The following is a 17,440-nucleotide window of genomic DNA, read 5'->3' as shown; positions in this document are numbered from 1 at the left end:
GGCCACGCGTGTCAGCCCGTCTTCCGCGGCGGCGCCGTGCTGGCCCGCACCACCAGCTCCGTGCCCAGCTCCACGCGCGGTGAGTCCGGCTGCTCGTCGCGGGCCAGCCGCAGCACCGTACGCACGGCGAGCTTGCCCATCTCCGCCAGCGGCTGGCGCACGGTGGTCAGCGGCGGAGCCGACCAGCGGACTTCCGGAAGGTCGTCGAAACCCACCACGCTCATGTCCTCCGGCACCCGCAGCCCGCGCCGCCGCAGCGCCTCGATCGCGCCCAGCGCCATCTGGTCGCTCGCCGCGAAGATCGCGGTCGGCGGCTCCGGCAGGTCCAGGAGGGTGTTGCAGCCGGTGAAGCCGGACTCGTGGTAGAAGTCGCCGGGCACGATGAGGGACTCGTCCACGGCGATCCCGGCGCCCTCCAGTGCCGCCCGGTAGCCGTCCAGCCGGGCCCGCGAGCACAGCAGCCGGGGCGGGCCCGCGACCAGGCCGATACGGCGGTGCCCGAGGCTCAGCAGATGCTCGGTGGCCGCCATGCCGCCCGACCAGTTGGCCGCGCCGATGGTGGGCGCGTCCAGGGCGGGGGAGCCGGCCGGGTCGACGACCACGATCGGCACGCCCAGGATGCGCAGCTCCTCGTGCAGGACCGGCTCGAGCACCGAGGTGACGAGGATGACCCCGTCGGAGGCCCGCGCCCGCAGGTTCTGCATCCACTCCCGGGCGTCGCCGGAGCGCCCGTGGATCGCCGACACCACCGTCCCCACACCGGCGGCGTGGGCCACCTCCTCGACCCCCCGGATGATCTCCACGGCCCAGGGGCTGTCGAGGTCGTTGAAGACCAGGTCGAGCAGGGCGGCGCGGGTGCCGGCCGCCGAGGCGCGCTTGCGGTAGCCGTGGCGGCGCAGCAGGTCCTCGACCCGGGCACGGGTCCCCGGGGCCACGTCGGAGCGTCCGTTGACGACACGGGACACGGTGGGCACCGAGACCCCCGCCTGCCGGGCGATCTCCGTGATCGTGACCTTGCCGCGCTCCTCGTGTGCCTCCTCCGCGTCGGCCTCGTGCGCTGCCACTTGCCCCACCTCCGTTGCTCCGGGACGCACTCTCGAAACTTTGCAGAAGTCTTCCGGAAAGACGGCGGTCGTGTGAAGCCGTGTGAGGGGGACGTCCTGCGCGCCCGAGCCTAGAGCCTGGCCCGTTCGGTATCCCGATCGAGGGCGCGTCGGGGCTGCCGGTCTCCAGGAGCACCCTCGATCACCTCGAAGAAGAGCGCCGACTATCATGGGGTGCCTGACGAGGCAATGGCGCCGAGGACAGCCGACCCCCGGCCGAGTCCCCCTCCCTCGGCCTGCCACAGAAAGCAGGACATGTCCGCCACGCCCGCGTGCCTCCTCACCGCCCCCGATCTGCCGAGCGACCCCGTCGACATCCGGCTCGTCGTGACCGACATGGACGGCACGCTCCTCGACGGCAGCGGACGCATCCCCGACGGACTGTGGCCCCTCCTCGCCGAGCTGCGCCGCCGCGGTGTGCTGTTCAGCCCCGCCAGCGGCCGCCAGTACGCCACGCTCGCCCGGCAGTTCGCCGACGCGGACGACGGCATGGTGTTCGTCGCCGAGAACGGCACGTACGTCGTCCGCGACGGCGTGGAGCTCAGCTCCGACCCCCTCGACCCCGCGGTGGCCGCCCGCGTCATCGGGACCACACGGCGGCTCGCGGCCGACGGCGTGGACGTCGGAGCGGTCCTGTGCGGGAAGAACTCCGCCTACGTCGAGCGCACGGACGACGCCTTCATGGCCGAGGCAAGCAGGTACTACGCCCTGCTGAAGCCCGTGGACGACCTCACCACCGTGGAGGACGAGTTCCTCAAGGTGGCCCTCTTCGACTTCGGACCCGTCGAGCGCACCACCGCCCCCGCCCTGGAGCCGCTCACGGCCACCCACCAGGTCGTGGTCTCGGGCGAGCACTGGGTCGACATCATGAACCGCACCGCCAACAAGGGCGCCGCCCTGCGCAGGCTCCAGCGTGACCTCGGCATCACACCCGCGCAGACGCTGGCGTTCGGCGACTACCTCAACGACCTGGAGATGCTCGACGCCGCCGAGTGGTCCTTCGCCATGACCAACGCCCACCCGGACGTGGTCCGCCGCGCCCGCTACCTCGCGCCCCCCAACACCGAGAACGGCGTTCTGCGCACCATCACCCGCCTGATGCACCTGCCCACCGGCTGACACTCAGAGGTCGTTCACCAGCACGGCCGCCCCGTCGAAGCGTCCTGCCTTCAGGTCGCCGAGCGCCCGCTGCGCCTCGGACAGCGGGTACGGGTGCGTGGTCGCCCGTACGCCGTACCGGGCGGCGAGGTCCAGGAACTCCCGGCCGTTCTCGCGCGTGTTCGAGGTGACGCTGCGCAGCTCCTTCTCGTAGAACAACTCGCTCTCGTACCGCAGGGCCGGGACGTCGCTCAGGTGGATGCCCGCGACCGCCAGCACGCCGCCCCGGTCCAGCGCCCGCAGCGCCACCGGGACGAGATCACCGGCCGGTGCGAACAGGATCGCCCCGTCCAGCGGCTCCGGAGGCGCGTCGTAGGCACCGCCCGCCGACGAACACCCGAGCTGGAGCGCGAGCCCCCGCGAGGCCTCGTCCCGGGTCAGCACATGCACCGTGGCCCCCTGCGCCAGCGCCACCTGCGCACACAGGTGCGCGCTGCCGCCGAACCCGTACAGCCCGAGGCGACCGCCCGGCGGCAGGGACGTCCGCAGCAGCGCCCGGTAGCCGATGATGCCGGCGCACAGCAGGGGCGCCAGTGCCACATCGTCCACCGCCTCCGGCAGCCGGTAGGCGAAGGCGGCCGGCACGGTCGTGTACTCCGCGTAGCCGCCGTCGGCGTCCCAGCCGGTGTACTCGGAGGCCGGGCAGAGGTTCTCGGCGCCGCGCACGCAGTACCGGCACGTGCCGTCCGTACGGCGCAGCCACGCCACGCCCGCCCGGTCGCCGCTCGCCCACCCGCTCACGCCCCCGCCGATCCCGGCCACCACGCCCACCACCTCGTGCCCGGGTGTCACCCCCGGCCGCCGCACCGGCAGGTCGCCCTCGGCCACGTGCAGATCCGTACGGCACACACCGCACGCCCGCACGTGCACCAGCAGCTCACCGGGGCCCGGCACCGGGGCCGGCCGCTCCACGAACGTGAGCGGCTCCCGTTCGACGGGCCCCGGCCGGTCCACCACCCATGCGCGCATCACGTGCCCCGTCCCGTCCACGACTGCCTGCTTCCAGTGTCGCCACGCCGACGGTCCCGCGCGCGGCACGACCCCTTCCGGACAGCGCGGGGGCCAGGGCCGGGACCTGGGCGGCGGCCGGGGCGTGGCATGATCAGGGGCATGCCTGAACGTGTTGTGGCCGCCTGCGACGGGGCTTCGAAGGGAAACCCGGGACCCGCCGGATGGGCCTGGGTCGTCGCCGACGTCGACGAGATCCCGAGCCGCTGGGAGGCCGGCCCGCTGGGCACCGCGACCAACAACGTCGCCGAACTCACCGCGCTCGAACAGCTGTTGAGCGCGGTGGACCCGGGCATCGCGCTGGAGATCCGCATGGACTCCCAGTACGCGATGAAGGCGGTCACCACCTGGCTGCCCGGCTGGAAGCGCAACGGCTGGAAGACCGCCGCCGGCAAGCCCGTCGCCAACCAGGCACTGGTCGTCCGCATCGACGAGCTGCTCGCGGGCCGCGAGGTGGAGTTCCGCTACGTACCCGCCCACCAGGTCGGCGGCGACCGCCTCAACGACTTCGCGGACCGCGCCGCCAGCCAGGCGGCCACCGTGCAGAAACCGGCGGGCAGCGCCTACGGCTCCCGGAGCCGCCGCCGTCACCCGAGCCGCCACCGCCGCCCCGGCCCGCCGTGGCGCGCCCGCGCGGAAGCGGACCACATCCCGCACGATCAAGGCGAAGTTCGCGGGCCGCTGCGTCTGCGGCCGCCCCTACGCGGCGGGCGAGCCCATCGCCAAGAACGCCCAGGGCTGGGGCCACCCGGAGTGCCGTACGGCCGGCGACACCTGAGACGACTTTCTCCGGGCTTCCGGACGCCCTCGCGCGCGGAGCGGTACGTTCCTGAGTCATGAACGGGAACAGCCGTCTGCCGGACGATCTGCGGGACCTGATCGAGTCCGGCCCCATGGCGCATCTGAGCACCATCAACCCGGACGGGAGCCCTCAGGTGACCGTCATCTGGATCGGACTGGACGGCGGCGACATCGTCAGCGGTCATATGGCGCGGCACGTGAAGCTGCGCAACATCGACCGGGACCCGCGGGTGGTGCTGTCCTTCGACGCCCCACGCGTGCCCGGGGTCTTCCTGAACCAGTACGCCGTACTGCGGGCACGGGCCGCGGTGGAGCCGAGCGACGGCGCCTGGGACCTGCTCAACCGCCTGGCCAAGGTCTACATGGCCCCGGACGCCGAGTTCCCGGCGCCCAAGGGGCCCGGGTACGTCGTGCGCTACACGATCGAGCGCATCGGCGGCGTGGGGCCCTGGGCGTCGTCCTCGCGCTGACAGGGCCCGGAAACCCTGTCACAACCCCGCGAAAGATGCTGTCCGCTGCCCGGGCCCCAGCCGTCAGCCGGTGGCGAACGTCCGGGTCCCGCCCGTCAGTCGGTGTCGAACGTGTAGTACGCCCTGTGGTCCAGCAGGTCGGCGGGGCGCACGTCGTTCCACGGCCTCATCGGCTCCTTCAGGTCGACGACGTCCGGTGTGCCGCCCGTGGGAAGGTACCCGGAGCCGGGGTGGCGACGCTGCCACTCGGCCCACAGCTTGTCGACGTAGGCGTGGTGCAGCCAGAAGACCGGGTCGTTGGGGGAGACTCCGGTGGCCATCTGACCGCCCACCCACACGTGGACGCGGTTGTGCAGGTTGACGCCCCGCCATCCCTCGAGGTGGTTGCGGAAGCCGTCCGACGCGCTGTTCCAGGGCGCCATGTCGTAGGTGGACATCGCGAGCACGGAGTCGACCTCTGCTCGGGTCGGCAGGTCGCGTCCGCCACCGCCGAGCGAGCGCCGCAGATATGTGCGGCCGTCCACGCGCACCGTGAGAGGCCAGTTGCCGGTGGACGCGGCGAACGGCCCGTCCAGCACCCGCCCGTCCAGGGATCGCCCGGTGCCGCCGAGGAAGTCCGGTGCCCACAGCGAGGAGCGAGGCGAGCGGTCGGCGGTCCAGTCCCAGTACGGCAGGGCGACGGAGGAGTCGACGGACTGGAGCGCCCGCTCGAACTCGATCAGGAATCTGCGGTGCCAGGGCAGGAACGACGGTGAGCGGTGTCCCGTCCGTGCCCCTGTGTCGGTGTCGCCCATGATGAAGGCGTTGTGGGTGGTGACGAAGGCGTCGTAGCGGCCGTTGCGCTTGAGTTCGACGAGCGCGGCGACCAGCCGCCGCTTCTCGTCGGCCGTGAGGGTCGCCTGGTTCTTGCGTACGGTCATGTGCGTCAGGCTCCGAAAGGTGCTGGGGCGGGCGGTCAGGTGAGGGTGACGAGCGGGGCGCCCCGCAGTTCGACCACGGCTGCGCGCGCGGCGGCACGCGGGCTCGGCACCGGGTCGTAGTGGCTGACCACGCTGATCCAGCTGCCGTCCGCGTTGCGCATCACGTGCAGCTCCACACCGTCGATGAACACGCCGTATCCACCACCGTGGTGGTGGCCGCCCGCCAGGGGGCGGCCCTGTATGCGGCGGCCCAGATAGACCTCGTCGAATGCTTCCGGGGCACCGTGGTCGTGGTCGTGGTCGTGGTCGAGGTCGTGGGTGTGCCCGTGGCTGTGTCCGTGTTCGCGGCTGTGGCCCGAGGCCGACGGTGCGGGCAGGCCGGCGGTGGCGGCGACGGCGGCGCCTGCCGTGAGGGCGCGGCGGCGGGTGAGTGGGGGCATACGAATCCTCCGGTCGAAGAGGGTTGATGTGACGCCTCCTGCCTATCCGCCGACCGGTGAGCCCTGGAAATCGCCGGAAGGTGGTTGGCTACGATCAGGACAATTGCCGCCATGTCCTACAAAGTTGAACCAAGATGATCTTGCTGTCGTGTCTCATCGCGGGAGCACCGGAACGGGAAATTCCGCCCTCTCCGGGGGGCTTGGAAGTGGATCTTTCTCTCCTGGCGGCAGTCTCGTGGCCCGGCTCACGCCTCACATGTGACGCGAACTGCCGCCCCTCGTCGGCCCGTTGAGGACTCGGGTGACGCCACCGGCGACAAAGCCTTGGGTGAACGGCAATTCACCCGCTACGGTGAATTGCCATTCACCACGATTCCCTCGGGCCGATCCACTGGAGTGCGCATGGTCCCCATACCCACCGGACCGGCCGGGCGTCCCGAAGTGCGCGACCGGCTCGCGGTCCCCGCGCTGGCCTTCGGCGGCATCCTCATGGCCGTCATGCAGACGGTCGTCGTCCCCCTGCTGCCCGACCTCCCCCGGCTCACCGGCGCCTCCGCGGGCGCCGTCTCCTGGACCGTGACCGCCACCCTGGTGTCCGGAGCGGTGCTCACCCCGGTGCTCGGGCGCGCCGGGGACATGTACGGCAAGCGACGGGTGCTGCTGACCGCACTGGCCCTGATGACGCTCGGCTCGGTGCTCTGCGCGCTCTCGTCCGACATCGGCGTGCTCATCACGGCGCGGGCGCTCCAGGGCGCGGCCGCCGCGGTCGTCCCGCTGTCGATCAGCATCCTGCGCGACGAGCTGCCGCCCGAGCGCACCGGATCCGCGGTCGCCCTCATGAGCTCCACCGTCGGCATCGGCGCGGCCCTCGGCCTGCCGCTGGCCGCGCTCGTCATCCAGTACGTGAACTGGCACGCCATGTTCTGGGTGACCAGCGGCCTCGGCGCCGCCGGTCTCGCCCTCGCCCGGTGGGCGGTGCGCGAGTCGCCTGTGCGCGCCCCCGGACGCTTCGACGTCCTCGGCGCACTCGGCCTCGCCGCAGGGCTGGTCTGTCTGCTGCTGGCCGTGTCGCAGGGAGGCCAGTGGGGATGGGGGAGCGCGCGGATCCTCGGCCTGTTCACGGGCAGCGTGCTCATCCTGGCGCTGTGGTGCCTGCAACAGCTGCGCGCCGAACGGCCCCTCGTCGACCTGCGGTTGGCCGCCCGCCCCCGCGTCGCCCTGCCGCATCTCACCGCCCTGCTGGTCGGCTTCGGCTTCTACGCCAACTCACTGGTGACGGCACAGCTCGTCCAGGCGCCGAAGGCCACCGGCTACGGGCTCGGCCTGTCCATCGTCGGCGGAGGTCTGTGCCTGCTGCCCGGCGGAGTGATCATGCTGCTGTTCTCCCCGGTCTCCGCCCGCATCTCGGCGGCCCGCGGACCCCGGACCACCCTCGCCGTCGGCGCGGCCGTGCTCACCCTCGGATACGCCGTACGCATCGCGGACAGCCGTCACCTGTGGATGATCATCGTGGGCGCGTCCGTCGTCGCCATCGGCACGACCCTCGCCTACTCGGCGCTGCCCACCCTCATCCTGCGCGCCGTGCCGGCGGGGCAGACCGCCTCCGCGAACGGCGTCAACGTGCTGATGCGCACCATCGGCCAGGCCACCTGCAGCGCCTGTGTCGCCGCCGTCCTGGTCCACCACACCGCTCTGGTGGGCGGCGCCCCCGTCCCCACGCTGCACGGCTATCTGCTGGCGTTCGCGATGGCGGGTACGGTCGCCCTCGTGGCGTGCGCCACGGCCCTCGCCATCCCGGGGGACCGCACCCCGGGCGGCACCCCCGGGCGCAGGACGCCGTCGCCCGACACGGCGCTGGAAGGAGCCTGATCACCGTGACCACGTCACCGGCCACCGCCCCCGCCCGCCGCGACGCCGAGGCCACCAAGGCCGCCATCCTGCGCGCCGCCCGCCATCTGCTCGCCCGGCACGCGCATGCGGACATCACGCTCAAGGCGGTCGCCGACCGCGCCGGGGTCAGCCCGCCGCTCATCCTGAAGTACTTCGGCAACAAGGACACCCTCTTCTCCCAGGTGATGTCCTTCGAGGCGGACGCCGCCGCCCTGCTGGACGCACCGCTCGAGAACCTCGGCCGGCACATGGTCCGCCACGTGCTGCTCAGCCAGACGCGACACGGTGCCGACCCGCTCCTGCGCATCGTCTTCGCGCCCCTGCACGGCGAGCAGGGCGACATCCTGCGCGCCAACTTCCGCGCCCAGGTCGGCGACCGCCTCGCCGCGCGCCTGAGCGGTCCCGACGCGGGCCTGCGCGCCGAACTCGCGGTGAGCGCCCTGCTGGGCCTCGGCGTGATGTTCGGCATCGCGCGCGGCACCCACCTGCGCGCGGCGGACCTCGACGACATCGCCGACCGCTGGGCACCGGCCGTACAGGCACAGCTGACCCCCTGATCCGGGTCAGCCCACCCCGGCCGGCCGGAACTGGATGCTGATCCGGGGCCCGGTCGCCCGGCTGCTCTTCGGGATCGAGTGCTCCCACGTGCGCTGGCAGGAGCCGCCCATCACGATCAGGTCCCCGTGCCCGAGCGGACGCCGGACGGCCTGCCCGCCGCCGCGCGGCCGCAGCGCCAGATCACGCGGCACGCCCACGGACAGGATGGCGACCATGGTGTCCTCGCGTTCGCCCCGGCCGATGCGGTCCCCGTGCCAGGCGACGCTGTCCCGGCCGTCCCGGTAGTAGCAGAGACCGGCCGTCACGAAGGGTTCGCCGAGCTCCGCCGCATAGTGCGCGGACAGGGCGTCGCGCGCCTTCTCCAGCACGGGGTGCGGCAGCGGGTCCCCGGCGTGGTAGAAGGCAAGCAGTCGCGGCACGTCCACCGTGTGGTCGTACATGTGCCGCCGCTCCGCGCGCCAGGGCACCTCCTCGGCCAGCTGCACGAAAAGCGCGTCGGCCCCGCCCAGCCAGCCCGGCAGAACATCGATCCACGCCCCGGCGCCCAGATGAGTCCGCCGCAGCCCGCCGAGCGGGCCGAGGTGGATGTCGTCGGTCTGGTCGAACAGCGAGCCCTGGAGGTGCGTGGCCATACAGGCAGCGTACTCCGCTGATTCGAAAATCTGTTCAGTCGCGTTCCGGAGGCGGGGCCTCCTACCGTCAGTGCTCCTTCTGCGGAGTCAGCTCACTGGGCCGTACGACGACGTACCCCTCGCCCTCCAGCTTCAGCTGCACCGCCTCGCCCGAACCGCCACGCAGCATCGAGCCGATGGACTGCGACCGGTGCAGCGAGGTGTGCAGCCGGGCCGTCCAGCCCACCACCGCGTCGGTGTCGACGAACACCGGCAGCTCGGGCGAGACGGGTATCACCAGCGGATTGCCCTCGCAGATCAGGCCGAGCCGGCCATGTCCGGTGAACAAGCTGTTGAACAGCCCGCCGCCGGCGATCCCGGCGCCCTTCACGGTCTTGATCTCGTACGACAGGCTCGCATCGAAGCAGAGCACGTTGCGCCCGTTGACGGTGAACTCGTCACCCGGCTCGACGTCCACGATGAAGCAGTTCTGCGCCTCGTGCGCGAACCACGCCTCCCCCTGCCCGCGCACGGACATCAGCGGCAGGCCCTCACCGGTGACCGCCCGCTTGAGCATTCCGCCGACGCCCTGGCCCTTGCGTTCGAACCTCAGGTCACCGCGGTAGGCGACCATCGAGCCCTGCCGCGCGAACATCTCGCCGCCGACGACGTACCGGATGGACTTGGCGTTCTGCAGGGACATGCCCGGGGCGGCGGCGGGCTGCACCATGTGGTCACTGGAAAAGAGATCACCCTTCATGCGGGCATCCTGTCCCGGAGGGTTCCCCTCCGCCAAGATCACGGCTGTTCTGAAACGGCAACAACTCGTTGTGCGTTCATGAGTAGTTCGGTTTCGAAGGGGCCGCGTCCTGACCACTTTCTTACATGTTTCAGTGACTGTCGAAGCATGATCACAGCAATACGTGTACCGGCTGCCGTGCTCACCGTCTCCCTGCTGCTGGCCGGGTGCCAGTCGGGCGGCGGGGCGGCACAGACACGCGCGGCCGTCGCCGCCGACGGGGCCGAGGGCACGCCCGCACCCGCGTCCTCGCCCGCGGCGACACCGGACGCGCCCGAGGAACTGCCCGGCCTCGGGCCCAGAACCCGCGCCGGGATACCGTCGAACGCCCGGCAGGTCGTCGTGGTGACCGGGAAGGACCGGAACTCCTCCGATTCCGCCGTCGTGTTGTACGAGCGGACCGACTCCGGCTGGAAGGCCGGCCGGCAGTGGCCCGCGCACAACGCCCTCAAGGGCTGGACCGACCACCACATGTCCGGTGATCTGCGCTCACCGATCGGCGTCTACGCTCTCACCGACGCCGGAGGGCGCCTGCCCGACCCCGGCACCCGGCTGCCGTACGACCACTCCCACGGCTTCACCGCCCTCGGCACCGGCTTCGAGGGCGAGTCCCTCGCCGGCGCCTTCGACTACGTGGTGGCCATCAACTACAACCGCAAGCCGGGGACCTCGCCGCGTGACTGGACCCGCCCGCTCGGGGGCCGCCGGGGCGGAGGCATCTGGTTCCACGTCGACCACGGCGGCCCCACCCACGGCTGCGTCACCCTGGAGGAGGCCGACATGAAGGCGCTGCTGCGCGCTCTGGACCCGGATCGGCACCCGGTGGTCGTGATGGGCGACGCCACGTCCCTGGCGCGCTGATCTGCCCCCCGCGGCCGGATCCGCACACGGATGTCAGGAAGCTGTCAGCCTGTGGGAAGGCCCTCTTCGCGGGCCGTCCACGGTCCGTTGCGCCTAGCATCGGCCGCGTGTGCGCACATGTGCTGGTCGCCGAGGACGACGAGATGCAGGCCGAGCTGATTCGTCTCTCGCTGGTGCGGGAGGGCCACACCGCTACCGTGGTCCACGACGGCGGGACCGCCCTCGAGGCGGTTCGACGGCACCGGCCCGACCTCGTCGTCCTCGATCTGATGCTGCCGGTGGTCGACGGATTCGGCGTGTGCCGGGTGCTGCGCCGCGACGACGACGTTCCCGTGCTGATGCTCACGGCCCGCTCCACCGAGGACGACGTCCTGCTCGGCCTGGAGCTCGGCGCGGACGACTACATGACCAAGCCCTACAGCCCGCGCGAGTTGATGGCTCGCATCCGAACGGTGCTCAGGCGCAGCGGACGCCAGAGCGCCGACCAGCAGCACGCGGTGCGGGCAGCGGGCATCTCCATCGACCCGGTCAGGCACGAGGTGCTGTGCGACGGCGAGCCCGTCAACTGCACCCCGGGCGAATACGAGATCCTCCTCGCCATGGTCTGCGAACCCGACCGGGTCTTCTCCCGGCGGCAGTTGCTGCAGTGCACCCGCGGCATCGACCGGGCCTCCACCGAACGGGCGATCGATGTGCACATCATGAACCTGCGCAAGAAGATCGAGCCCGACCCGCGCCGCCCGATGCGCCTGCTGACCGTGTTCGGCGTCGGGTACAAGCTCAGCGGAGAGCGCGGGTGAGCCGCGGCATACCGCTGCGCAAGAGCCTCCTCGTCCGGCTGATGGTCACCTCGGTGCTCATCGCCATGTGCTCGGTGGCGGCCACCGCGTGGCTGGCGGTGCAGACCACCACCCGGGCCATCCAGGAGGAACAGGGCCAGGCGCTCGCCGACGACACGGAGATTTTGCGGCAGCTGAGCGGATACGCCGCCACGCACACCGACTGGTCCGGCGTCGAGGCCACCGTACGCGCGCTGTCCGCCCGCACCCGCCGGCGCATCGCCCTGACCACGCCCGACCGGGTCCTGATCGCCGACTCCGCGCGCCACGGCACCTCCCTGCCGCCGCAGGCCGCCGCCACCGTGGACCCGCTGCGCACCGACACGTACTCAGAACCCGGGGCGCAGCTGAGCGGCATCGATCCCCGTGCGGTGGGACCGTACCGGCTGACGGCGAACGAGCGTGCCCGGGTGCGGAAGCTCGCGCTGGTCCGGCAGGCGTGCTACCGGCGCGGCGGCTACGAGGCGACGGTTGAGACGGCGCCGAGCGGCCGGTCCGTGCTGACGGGCGCGGAGGGATCCGTCTCCGACGCCTATGTGGCGACCGAGTGTGCCGACGGAAGGCTGAACACCCCGATGCCGACCGAGGAGAAGGCCATCGCCGCGGTGACGAGCCTGGTCGGGACGTGTCTGAAGCGCGAGGGCTCGCGGCTGCCCCTCGCGGTGGCTTTCACCGTCAAGGGGGTCGAGCTGAGCTACCTCCCCGTCAGGAAGGCGGAGAACGCGAGGCCCACGGCGGAGGAGCAGAAGGGCGGCGACTGCATCGCCCAGGCCCGTCGCCGGCAGCTCGACCCCTACGTCGCCCCGGCGGCCGAGCTGTTCCTCGGCACCGGCGGCGGCACCCTGCCCCGCTTCGACATGTCGCCCGCCAACAAGGCCAAGGTCGTCGCGGTGACCGGGCTCGTCCTCGCCCTGACCGTGGCCGTCACCGCCGTGGTCGCCACCCGCCTCGTACGACCGCTGCGTGCGCTCACCCATGCCGCGCAGCAGCCGCCCGACCGGCACGTCCGCGTGCCCGTCACCACCCGCGACGAGACCGGGATCCTCGCAGAGGCGTTCAACGCGCTGACCGAGCGCCGCGAACGTCTGGAGGCGCAGCGCAGGGCGATGGTCAGTGACGTCGCCCATGAACTGCGCACCCCGCTCACCAACATCCGCGGCTGGCTGGAAGTGACCCGCGACGGCACCGTCGCCCCCGACGCCGGACTGCTGGCCTCCCTGCACGAGGAGGCCCTGATCCTGCAGCGGGTCATCGACGACCTCCAGGACCTCGCCGCGGCCGACGCGGGCACCCTGCGGCTGCACCGCGAACCCGTCCGCGCCGCCGAACTCCTCGCCCAGGTGGCCGCCGCCCACAAGGTCGCCGCCGACACCGTCGGCATCCGCCTGGTCACGCGGGTGGACGGCGACCCGTGGCTGGACGCCGACCCCGTCCGGATGCGGCAGGCGCTCGGGAACCTGGTCTCCAACGCGATCCGCCACACCCCGGCCGACGGCACGATCACGATCGCCGCCCGCAGGGAGGAAGCGAGTACGGTCTTCAAGGTCGCCGACACCGGCAGCGGGATCGCACCCGAGGACCTGCGTCACGTCTTCGACCGGTTCTGGCGAGCGGAGAAGTCCCGCAGCCGGCGCACCGGCGGCAGCGGTCTCGGACTACCCATCGTCCGCCAGCTCACCACGGCCCACGGCGGAACCGTAACGGTCACCTCAGAGGTCGGCACCGGCTCGGTCTTCACCCTGCGGCTCCCGGCGACGCCCGCACCCACGGACGTCTGACCCGGCCGCCCAGACGCCGGCACGCCCCTTCTACGGGGTCCTCCTGGGCCGACGCCGCGCCGCTCGGCGCCGGCTTCTCCCGTTCGACCGGTGATCGGCGGCGAAGCGGGGAACGATGTCCCGGGAGTCTCGATGTCTCGATGCGGGAGGACGGGAACGCATGACGGTGCTCGGTGTCGACATCGGAACGTCCAGCGGCAAAGGGGTGCTGGTCGACGAGGACGGAACGGTTCTCCGCACGGCCACGCGCCCGCACACGGTCAGCCGCCCCACACCCGGTCATGTCGAGTTGGACGCCCGCGTCTGGTGGGACGAGTTCGTCTCACTCGCCCACGAACTGCTGGCCCCCGGCACCGTCGTGGACGCGGTCGGCGTCAGCGGCATGGGCCCCTGCGTCGCCCTCGCCGACGAGACGGACACCCCGCTGCACCCGGCGATCCTCTACGGCGTCGACACCCGAGCCACCGCTCAGATCGCCCGTCTGAACGCCGAGTTGGGCCGCGACGCCGTCCTGCGGCGCTGCGGATCCCTGCTGTCCACCCAGGCGGTGGGCCCCAAGATCGCCTGGCTCGCGGAGCACCGCCCCGATGTCGCCGCCCGCGCCCGGCGGCTGTACATGCCCAACTCCTACCTGGTCAACCGGCTCACCGGCCGCTACGTCCTCGACCACCACTCGGCGAGCCAGTCCGTGCCGCTGTACGACTCCACCGCCCAGGACTGGTACCGGCCCTGGGCGCGCCGCATCGCACCGGACCTCGAACTGCCGCCCCTGCGCTGGCCCGGTGACGTCGCCGGCCAGGTGACCGCCGACGCGGCCGCGGCCACCGGCCTCCCCGCCGGCATCCCGGTCGTCACGGGGACGATCGACGCCTGGTCGGAGGCGCTGAGCGTCGGCGCCCAGCACACCGGCGACCTGATGCTCATGTATGGCAGCACCATGTTCCTCATCAACACCGTGTCGGAGCGGCTGCTCGTGCCCGAACTGTGGAGCACCGTCGGCGCGTTGCCGGGAACGCGCAGCCTCGCGGGCGGTATGGCCACCTCCGGGGTGATCACCGACTGGCTGCGGGACCTGCTCGGGGAGGACGACCCGGACGCCTTGCTCGCCGAGGCGGAGGCGTCCGGGGCAGGCGCCAGGGGCCTGCTGATGCTGCCCTACTTCGCGGGGGAGCGGACCCCGGTCGCCGACCCGGACGCCCGGGGAGTGATCGCCGGACTGACCGTGGAGCACACCCGCGGCGACCTCTACCGCGCCGCGCTGGAGGCCACCGCGTTCGGCGTGAGGCACAACGTGGAGGCGATGCGCGCGGCCGGTGCCGACATCCGCCGGGTCGTCGCCGTCGGCGGAGGCACCCGCGGCGGCCTGTGGACCCGTATCGTCTCCGATGTCACCGGCCTCGAACAGGAGATCAGGACCGTCACGCTCGGCGCCAGCTACGGTGCCGCGTTCCTGGCGGCGAGTGCGATCGGTGAGACCGACATCGACAGTTGGAACCCGGTGCGCGAGCGCGTCGCTCCCGACACCGGCCCGCGGTCCCGCTACGACGACCTCTACGACCTGTATCTGCGGCTGTACCCGGCGACCCGTGACATCGGGCACGCGCTCGCCCGTCACCAGCGCGCGACCGCGAAGGTCCCGCCGGCGTGAGGTCCGCCGCGCGGGGGCGGCACGGCGGACGCCCTTCGGAGCCGGCTCAGCCCTTGATCTCGGTCCAGGCCTGCACCCACTTCGCGTACGGCACGCACTTGACGTCCCTGCGGCCGTCGAGGCACTGCTCGATGGGCGTCGTCCAGAACGCGATGTCCTTCCAGTAGCTCTCGTCGGTGGCGTGGAAGGTGTCGCAGAAGGCCGGATCGCTGGTCTGGTCGCAGGACTTGATGTTGGCGGGCGCCTCGCCGTAGTACTCGGCGACCTCCGCGTTGACCTTCGGGGAGATGATCCAGTTCATCCATTTGTAGGCGCAGTTGGGGTGCTTCGCCTTGGACGAGAGCATCCATGTGTCGGACCACCCCGTGGCGCCCTCCTGCGGCAGCACGGCCTTCACCTTGGCGCCCTCGCTCTGGGCGAGGTTGGCGATGACCTGCCAGGTGGTGCCGATGACGGAGTCGCCGCTCTTGAAGGCGGCGATCTCCTTCAGGTAGTCGCTCCAGTACTCGCCCACGTTGGCGCGCTGCCGCTTCAGCAGGTCGACGGCCGCCTCGAACTGCTTCTGGTCGAGCGCGTAGGGGTTCTCGATGCCCAGTCCCGGCTGGGTGTCGTGCAGGTACAGGGCCGCGTCGGCGATGTAGATCGGCGAGTCGTAAGCGGTGAGGTGACCCTTGTACTCGGCCGCGTCGTCGAAGACCGCGGACCAGGAGACCGGTGCGGGCGAGACCTCCTTGGTGTTGTACATCAGCAGGTTCGCGCCGCGGCCGTGGGGGATGCCGTACGCCGTGCCGTCGACCGAGTTCCAGCTCTGGTTCTTCAGTCCGAAGAAGACGTCCTTGTAGTTGGGCACCAGGTCCGTGTTCACCGGGGCCGCCTCGCCGGAGGCGATGAGCCTGAGGGAGGCGTCGCCCGAAGCGGAGACGGCGTCATAGGCGCCGGTCTTCATCAGTTTGACCATCTCGTCCGAGCTGGCCGCCACTTTGTTGTGAACCTGACATCCCGTCTGTTTTTCGAAGGGAGTGACCCAGTCCGCTTTCGGGTCCGAGGACCCGTCCTCGACATAACCCGCCCAGGAGATCAGGTTCACCTGCCCCTCCGTCCGGCCCAGTTCCGACTGTGCCTTCAAGTCCGGAGGGTTGAAGCCGGCCGAGGAGGACGACGCGCTCGACTCGGAGAACAGTCCGCAGGCACTCACGAGCAGAAGGGAACAGGCGGCGGCCGTCGTTTTGAGGGATCTGTTCAGACGCAAGGAAGTCTCCACGGGTGTGGGGGAGTGGGGGGAATCGGAGGTGAAAGTGTGACGGTGGGTGACAGTGGGTGCGCAGGCGTACAGGATGCGACGCGGATGAGCGGCACGGTGGTGGGGTCGTGCACCGCACCCGCATAGGGGTGGCGTGATGACAGGAGCGGCTCCGGTCGCCACAGGGTGCGGTGGTCCACGGACGATGCTCCAGGTCGCGAGCGGGTCGGTGACCCTGCCCAGGGTTCGCCCGCAGGTCGGGGTGGTGCCTACGGGCGACGGTGTGGCCAACACCTTACGGAGCGTTGCCGTCCGGTTCAACTTCTGGAGGAGATAATGGAGTTGACGCTCAGTCAAGATGCGGCGAGGCGAAGCGGACGTATACGGTCGCGGTCATGTCCGACTCCCTGAAGCAGCCCGGCTCCTCGCCCTGCCTCGTCCCGCCCCCCGCCCCGACGGGTCCGAGCGCGGCCGCGAGCCGCGGCAGCAGCCGTACGGGCGCGGCTACCGCACTCCTCGATCCGGTCACGGACAAGGGTGTCGCGGCCCGGGTGCGCGGCACCCTGGAGGCCGTCTTCGACACCGTCGCCCAGGTCCGCGCCGACACCACGGCGCTGCTGACCCGCATCGGCGCCCGGGGCCACCGCCCGGCGACCGCCGACCTCGCGGCGCTGCGCCCCGGGCTGCATCTCCACCTCGCCCGGCAGGAGCTGGTCTCCGGAGTCGGCTTCGTCGCGGCACCCGGTCTACTCACCGACGTCCCGGCATGGCTGGAGTGGTGGCAGACCCGCGGCGACGGCTCGGTACGCCCGCTGCTGCTCGATCTGGACCCGCGGCAGTCGGCGTACTCCGACTACACGCACTGGGACTGGTTCGCCCTGCCCCGTGACACCGGCCGCCGCGCGGTCGCCGGGCCCTACGTCGACTACCTCTGCTCCGACGAGTACAGCCTGACCCTGTCCGCGCCGGTCCACGTAGAGGGCCGCTTCGCCGGGGTCGCCGCCGCCGACGTGTATCTGCGGCACTTCGAGGCGGCCGTGATGCCCCTGCTGCGACGGCTGCCCGCACCGGCCCACCTGGTCAACGCCCGCGGCCGGGTGGCGGCTTCGGCCGACCCGGCCCACCTGGTCGGCTCCCTGACCAAGGGTCCCGACTTCGGCGCCCTCCTCGCCGACGCGCGACCGGGGCGCCACCAGGGGCTGCGGCTCGTCCCGTGCGACGACATCCCGCTCGTCCTCGTCGTGGCGGAGGGCTGACGGGACTGCCGCCCGACGCGTCAGCTGTAGGGCCCGTCTTTCGGATCAGCTCGACGTCGG

Annotated in this window: 16 protein-coding genes and 1 pseudogene; 10 read left to right on the top strand and 7 right to left on the bottom strand. The window is 71.7% G+C overall.

The window, feature by feature from the left end; genetic code table 11:
• Nucleotides 1-11: 11 nt before the first annotated feature.
• Nucleotides 12-1,064, bottom strand: coding sequence for a LacI family DNA-binding transcriptional regulator (locus N8I84_RS04310; protein ID WP_390898846.1), 1,053 nt, complete (start codon nucleotides 1,062-1,064; stop codon nucleotides 12-14).
• A gap of 294 nt (nucleotides 1,065-1,358) precedes the next feature.
• On the opposite strand from N8I84_RS04310, the gene N8I84_RS04305 reads away from it, so the two are divergent.
• On the top strand, nucleotides 1,359-2,222 hold the full coding sequence (locus N8I84_RS04305) for a Cof-type HAD-IIB family hydrolase (protein ID WP_263228251.1): 864 nt from the start codon (nucleotides 1,359-1,361) through the stop codon (nucleotides 2,220-2,222).
• Between the two features lie 3 nt (nucleotides 2,223-2,225).
• Here N8I84_RS04305 and N8I84_RS04300 read toward each other — a convergent pair whose 3' ends face one another.
• Entirely contained in the window at nucleotides 2,226-3,230 is a 1,005-nt protein-coding gene (locus tag N8I84_RS04300; protein ID WP_263234660.1) for a zinc-binding alcohol dehydrogenase family protein, read from the bottom strand.
• A gap of 129 nt (nucleotides 3,231-3,359) precedes the next feature.
• Between N8I84_RS04300 and N8I84_RS04295 the strand changes: the two are divergent.
• Together N8I84_RS04295 and N8I84_RS04290 are read left to right on the top strand one after the other, a co-directional pair.
• Nucleotides 3,360-4,047: pseudogene (locus N8I84_RS04295) on the top strand (ribonuclease H family protein).
• A gap of 58 nt (nucleotides 4,048-4,105) precedes the next feature.
• On the top strand, nucleotides 4,106-4,540 hold the full coding sequence (locus tag N8I84_RS04290; protein ID WP_263228250.1) for a PPOX class F420-dependent oxidoreductase: 435 nt from the start codon (nucleotides 4,106-4,108) through the stop codon (nucleotides 4,538-4,540).
• A 95-nt stretch (nucleotides 4,541-4,635) separates the two neighbouring features.
• On the opposite strand, the gene melC2 is transcribed toward N8I84_RS04290, so the two are convergent.
• The gene (gene melC2, locus N8I84_RS04285) at nucleotides 4,636-5,460 is read right to left on the bottom strand and encodes a tyrosinase MelC2 (RefSeq protein ID WP_263228249.1); all 825 of its coding nucleotides are present in this window, start codon (nucleotides 5,458-5,460) and stop codon (nucleotides 4,636-4,638) included.
• Nucleotides 5,461-5,495: 35 nt separating this feature from the next.
• On the bottom strand, nucleotides 5,496-5,900 hold the full coding sequence (gene melC1 / locus N8I84_RS04280) for an apotyrosinase chaperone MelC1 (protein ID WP_263228247.1): 405 nt from the start codon (nucleotides 5,898-5,900) through the stop codon (nucleotides 5,496-5,498).
• A 402-nt stretch (nucleotides 5,901-6,302) separates the two neighbouring features.
• On the opposite strand from melC1, the gene N8I84_RS04275 reads away from it, so the two are divergent.
• On the top strand, nucleotides 6,303-7,769 hold the full coding sequence (locus N8I84_RS04275; RefSeq protein ID WP_263228246.1) for an MFS transporter: 1,467 nt from the start codon (nucleotides 6,303-6,305) through the stop codon (nucleotides 7,767-7,769).
• Nucleotides 7,766-8,347 carry a TetR/AcrR family transcriptional regulator gene (locus tag N8I84_RS04270; protein WP_263234659.1) on the top strand — a complete coding sequence of 194 codons (582 nt, stop codon included), beginning with the start codon at nucleotides 7,766-7,768 and terminating at the stop codon, nucleotides 8,345-8,347. The genes N8I84_RS04275 and N8I84_RS04270 overlap by 4 nt, the downstream gene beginning before the upstream one ends.
• A gap of 6 nt (nucleotides 8,348-8,353) precedes the next feature.
• On the opposite strand, the gene N8I84_RS04265 is transcribed toward N8I84_RS04270, so the two are convergent.
• Both N8I84_RS04265 and N8I84_RS04260 read right to left on the bottom strand, forming a co-directional pair.
• Nucleotides 8,354-8,980: an alpha-ketoglutarate-dependent dioxygenase AlkB gene (locus tag N8I84_RS04265; protein WP_263228245.1), complete on the bottom strand. Its 627-nt coding sequence runs from the start codon at nucleotides 8,978-8,980 to the stop codon at nucleotides 8,354-8,356.
• Between the two features lie 67 nt (nucleotides 8,981-9,047).
• Nucleotides 9,048-9,719 (bottom strand): AIM24 family protein, encoded by a 672-nt coding sequence (locus N8I84_RS04260; RefSeq protein WP_200423002.1) that lies wholly within the window; start codon nucleotides 9,717-9,719, stop codon nucleotides 9,048-9,050.
• 147 nt (nucleotides 9,720-9,866) lie between these two features.
• Here N8I84_RS04260 and N8I84_RS04255 point away from each other — a divergent pair, with 147 nt between their 5' ends.
• The 4 genes from N8I84_RS04255 to N8I84_RS04240 all read left to right on the top strand — a co-directional run bounded on the left by N8I84_RS04255 (nucleotide 9,867) and on the right by N8I84_RS04240 (nucleotide 14,884).
• Complete coding sequence (locus N8I84_RS04255) at nucleotides 9,867-10,619, top strand: L,D-transpeptidase family protein (protein WP_263228244.1); 753 nt, start codon at nucleotides 9,867-9,869, stop codon at nucleotides 10,617-10,619.
• 107 nt (nucleotides 10,620-10,726) lie between these two features.
• Complete coding sequence (locus tag N8I84_RS04250) at nucleotides 10,727-11,419, top strand: response regulator transcription factor (RefSeq protein WP_263228243.1); 693 nt, start codon at nucleotides 10,727-10,729, stop codon at nucleotides 11,417-11,419.
• Nucleotides 11,416-13,236 carry a HAMP domain-containing sensor histidine kinase gene (locus N8I84_RS04245; RefSeq protein ID WP_263228242.1) on the top strand — a complete coding sequence of 607 codons (1,821 nt, stop codon included), beginning with the start codon at nucleotides 11,416-11,418 and terminating at the stop codon, nucleotides 13,234-13,236. The genes N8I84_RS04250 and N8I84_RS04245 overlap by 4 nt, the downstream gene beginning before the upstream one ends.
• A gap of 160 nt (nucleotides 13,237-13,396) precedes the next feature.
• Nucleotides 13,397-14,884, top strand: a complete 1,488-nt coding sequence (locus N8I84_RS04240) for an FGGY-family carbohydrate kinase (protein ID WP_263228241.1) — start codon at nucleotides 13,397-13,399, stop codon at nucleotides 14,882-14,884.
• Nucleotides 14,885-14,930: 46 nt separating this feature from the next.
• Here the strand turns inward: N8I84_RS04240 and N8I84_RS04235 are convergent, their stop codons facing one another.
• Nucleotides 14,931-16,133, bottom strand: coding sequence for an ABC transporter substrate-binding protein (locus N8I84_RS04235; RefSeq protein ID WP_263228239.1), 1,203 nt, complete (start codon nucleotides 16,131-16,133; stop codon nucleotides 14,931-14,933).
• 386 nt (nucleotides 16,134-16,519) lie between these two features.
• On the opposite strand from N8I84_RS04235, the gene N8I84_RS04230 reads away from it, so the two are divergent.
• A complete protein-coding gene (locus N8I84_RS04230; RefSeq protein WP_263228238.1) occupies nucleotides 16,520-17,380 on the top strand; it encodes a cache domain-containing protein in 861 nt (286 codons plus the stop codon).
• The last annotated feature ends 60 nt before the right edge of the window (nucleotides 17,381-17,440 follow it).

It is taken from the genome of Streptomyces cynarae, from assembly GCF_025642135.1.
GTDB classification, from domain to species: Bacteria; Actinomycetota; Actinomycetes; order Streptomycetales; family Streptomycetaceae; genus Streptomyces; species Streptomyces cynarae.
The sequence above is the reverse complement of the archived record's forward strand: the minus strand, read 5'-3'. Positions and strand labels throughout refer to the sequence as shown.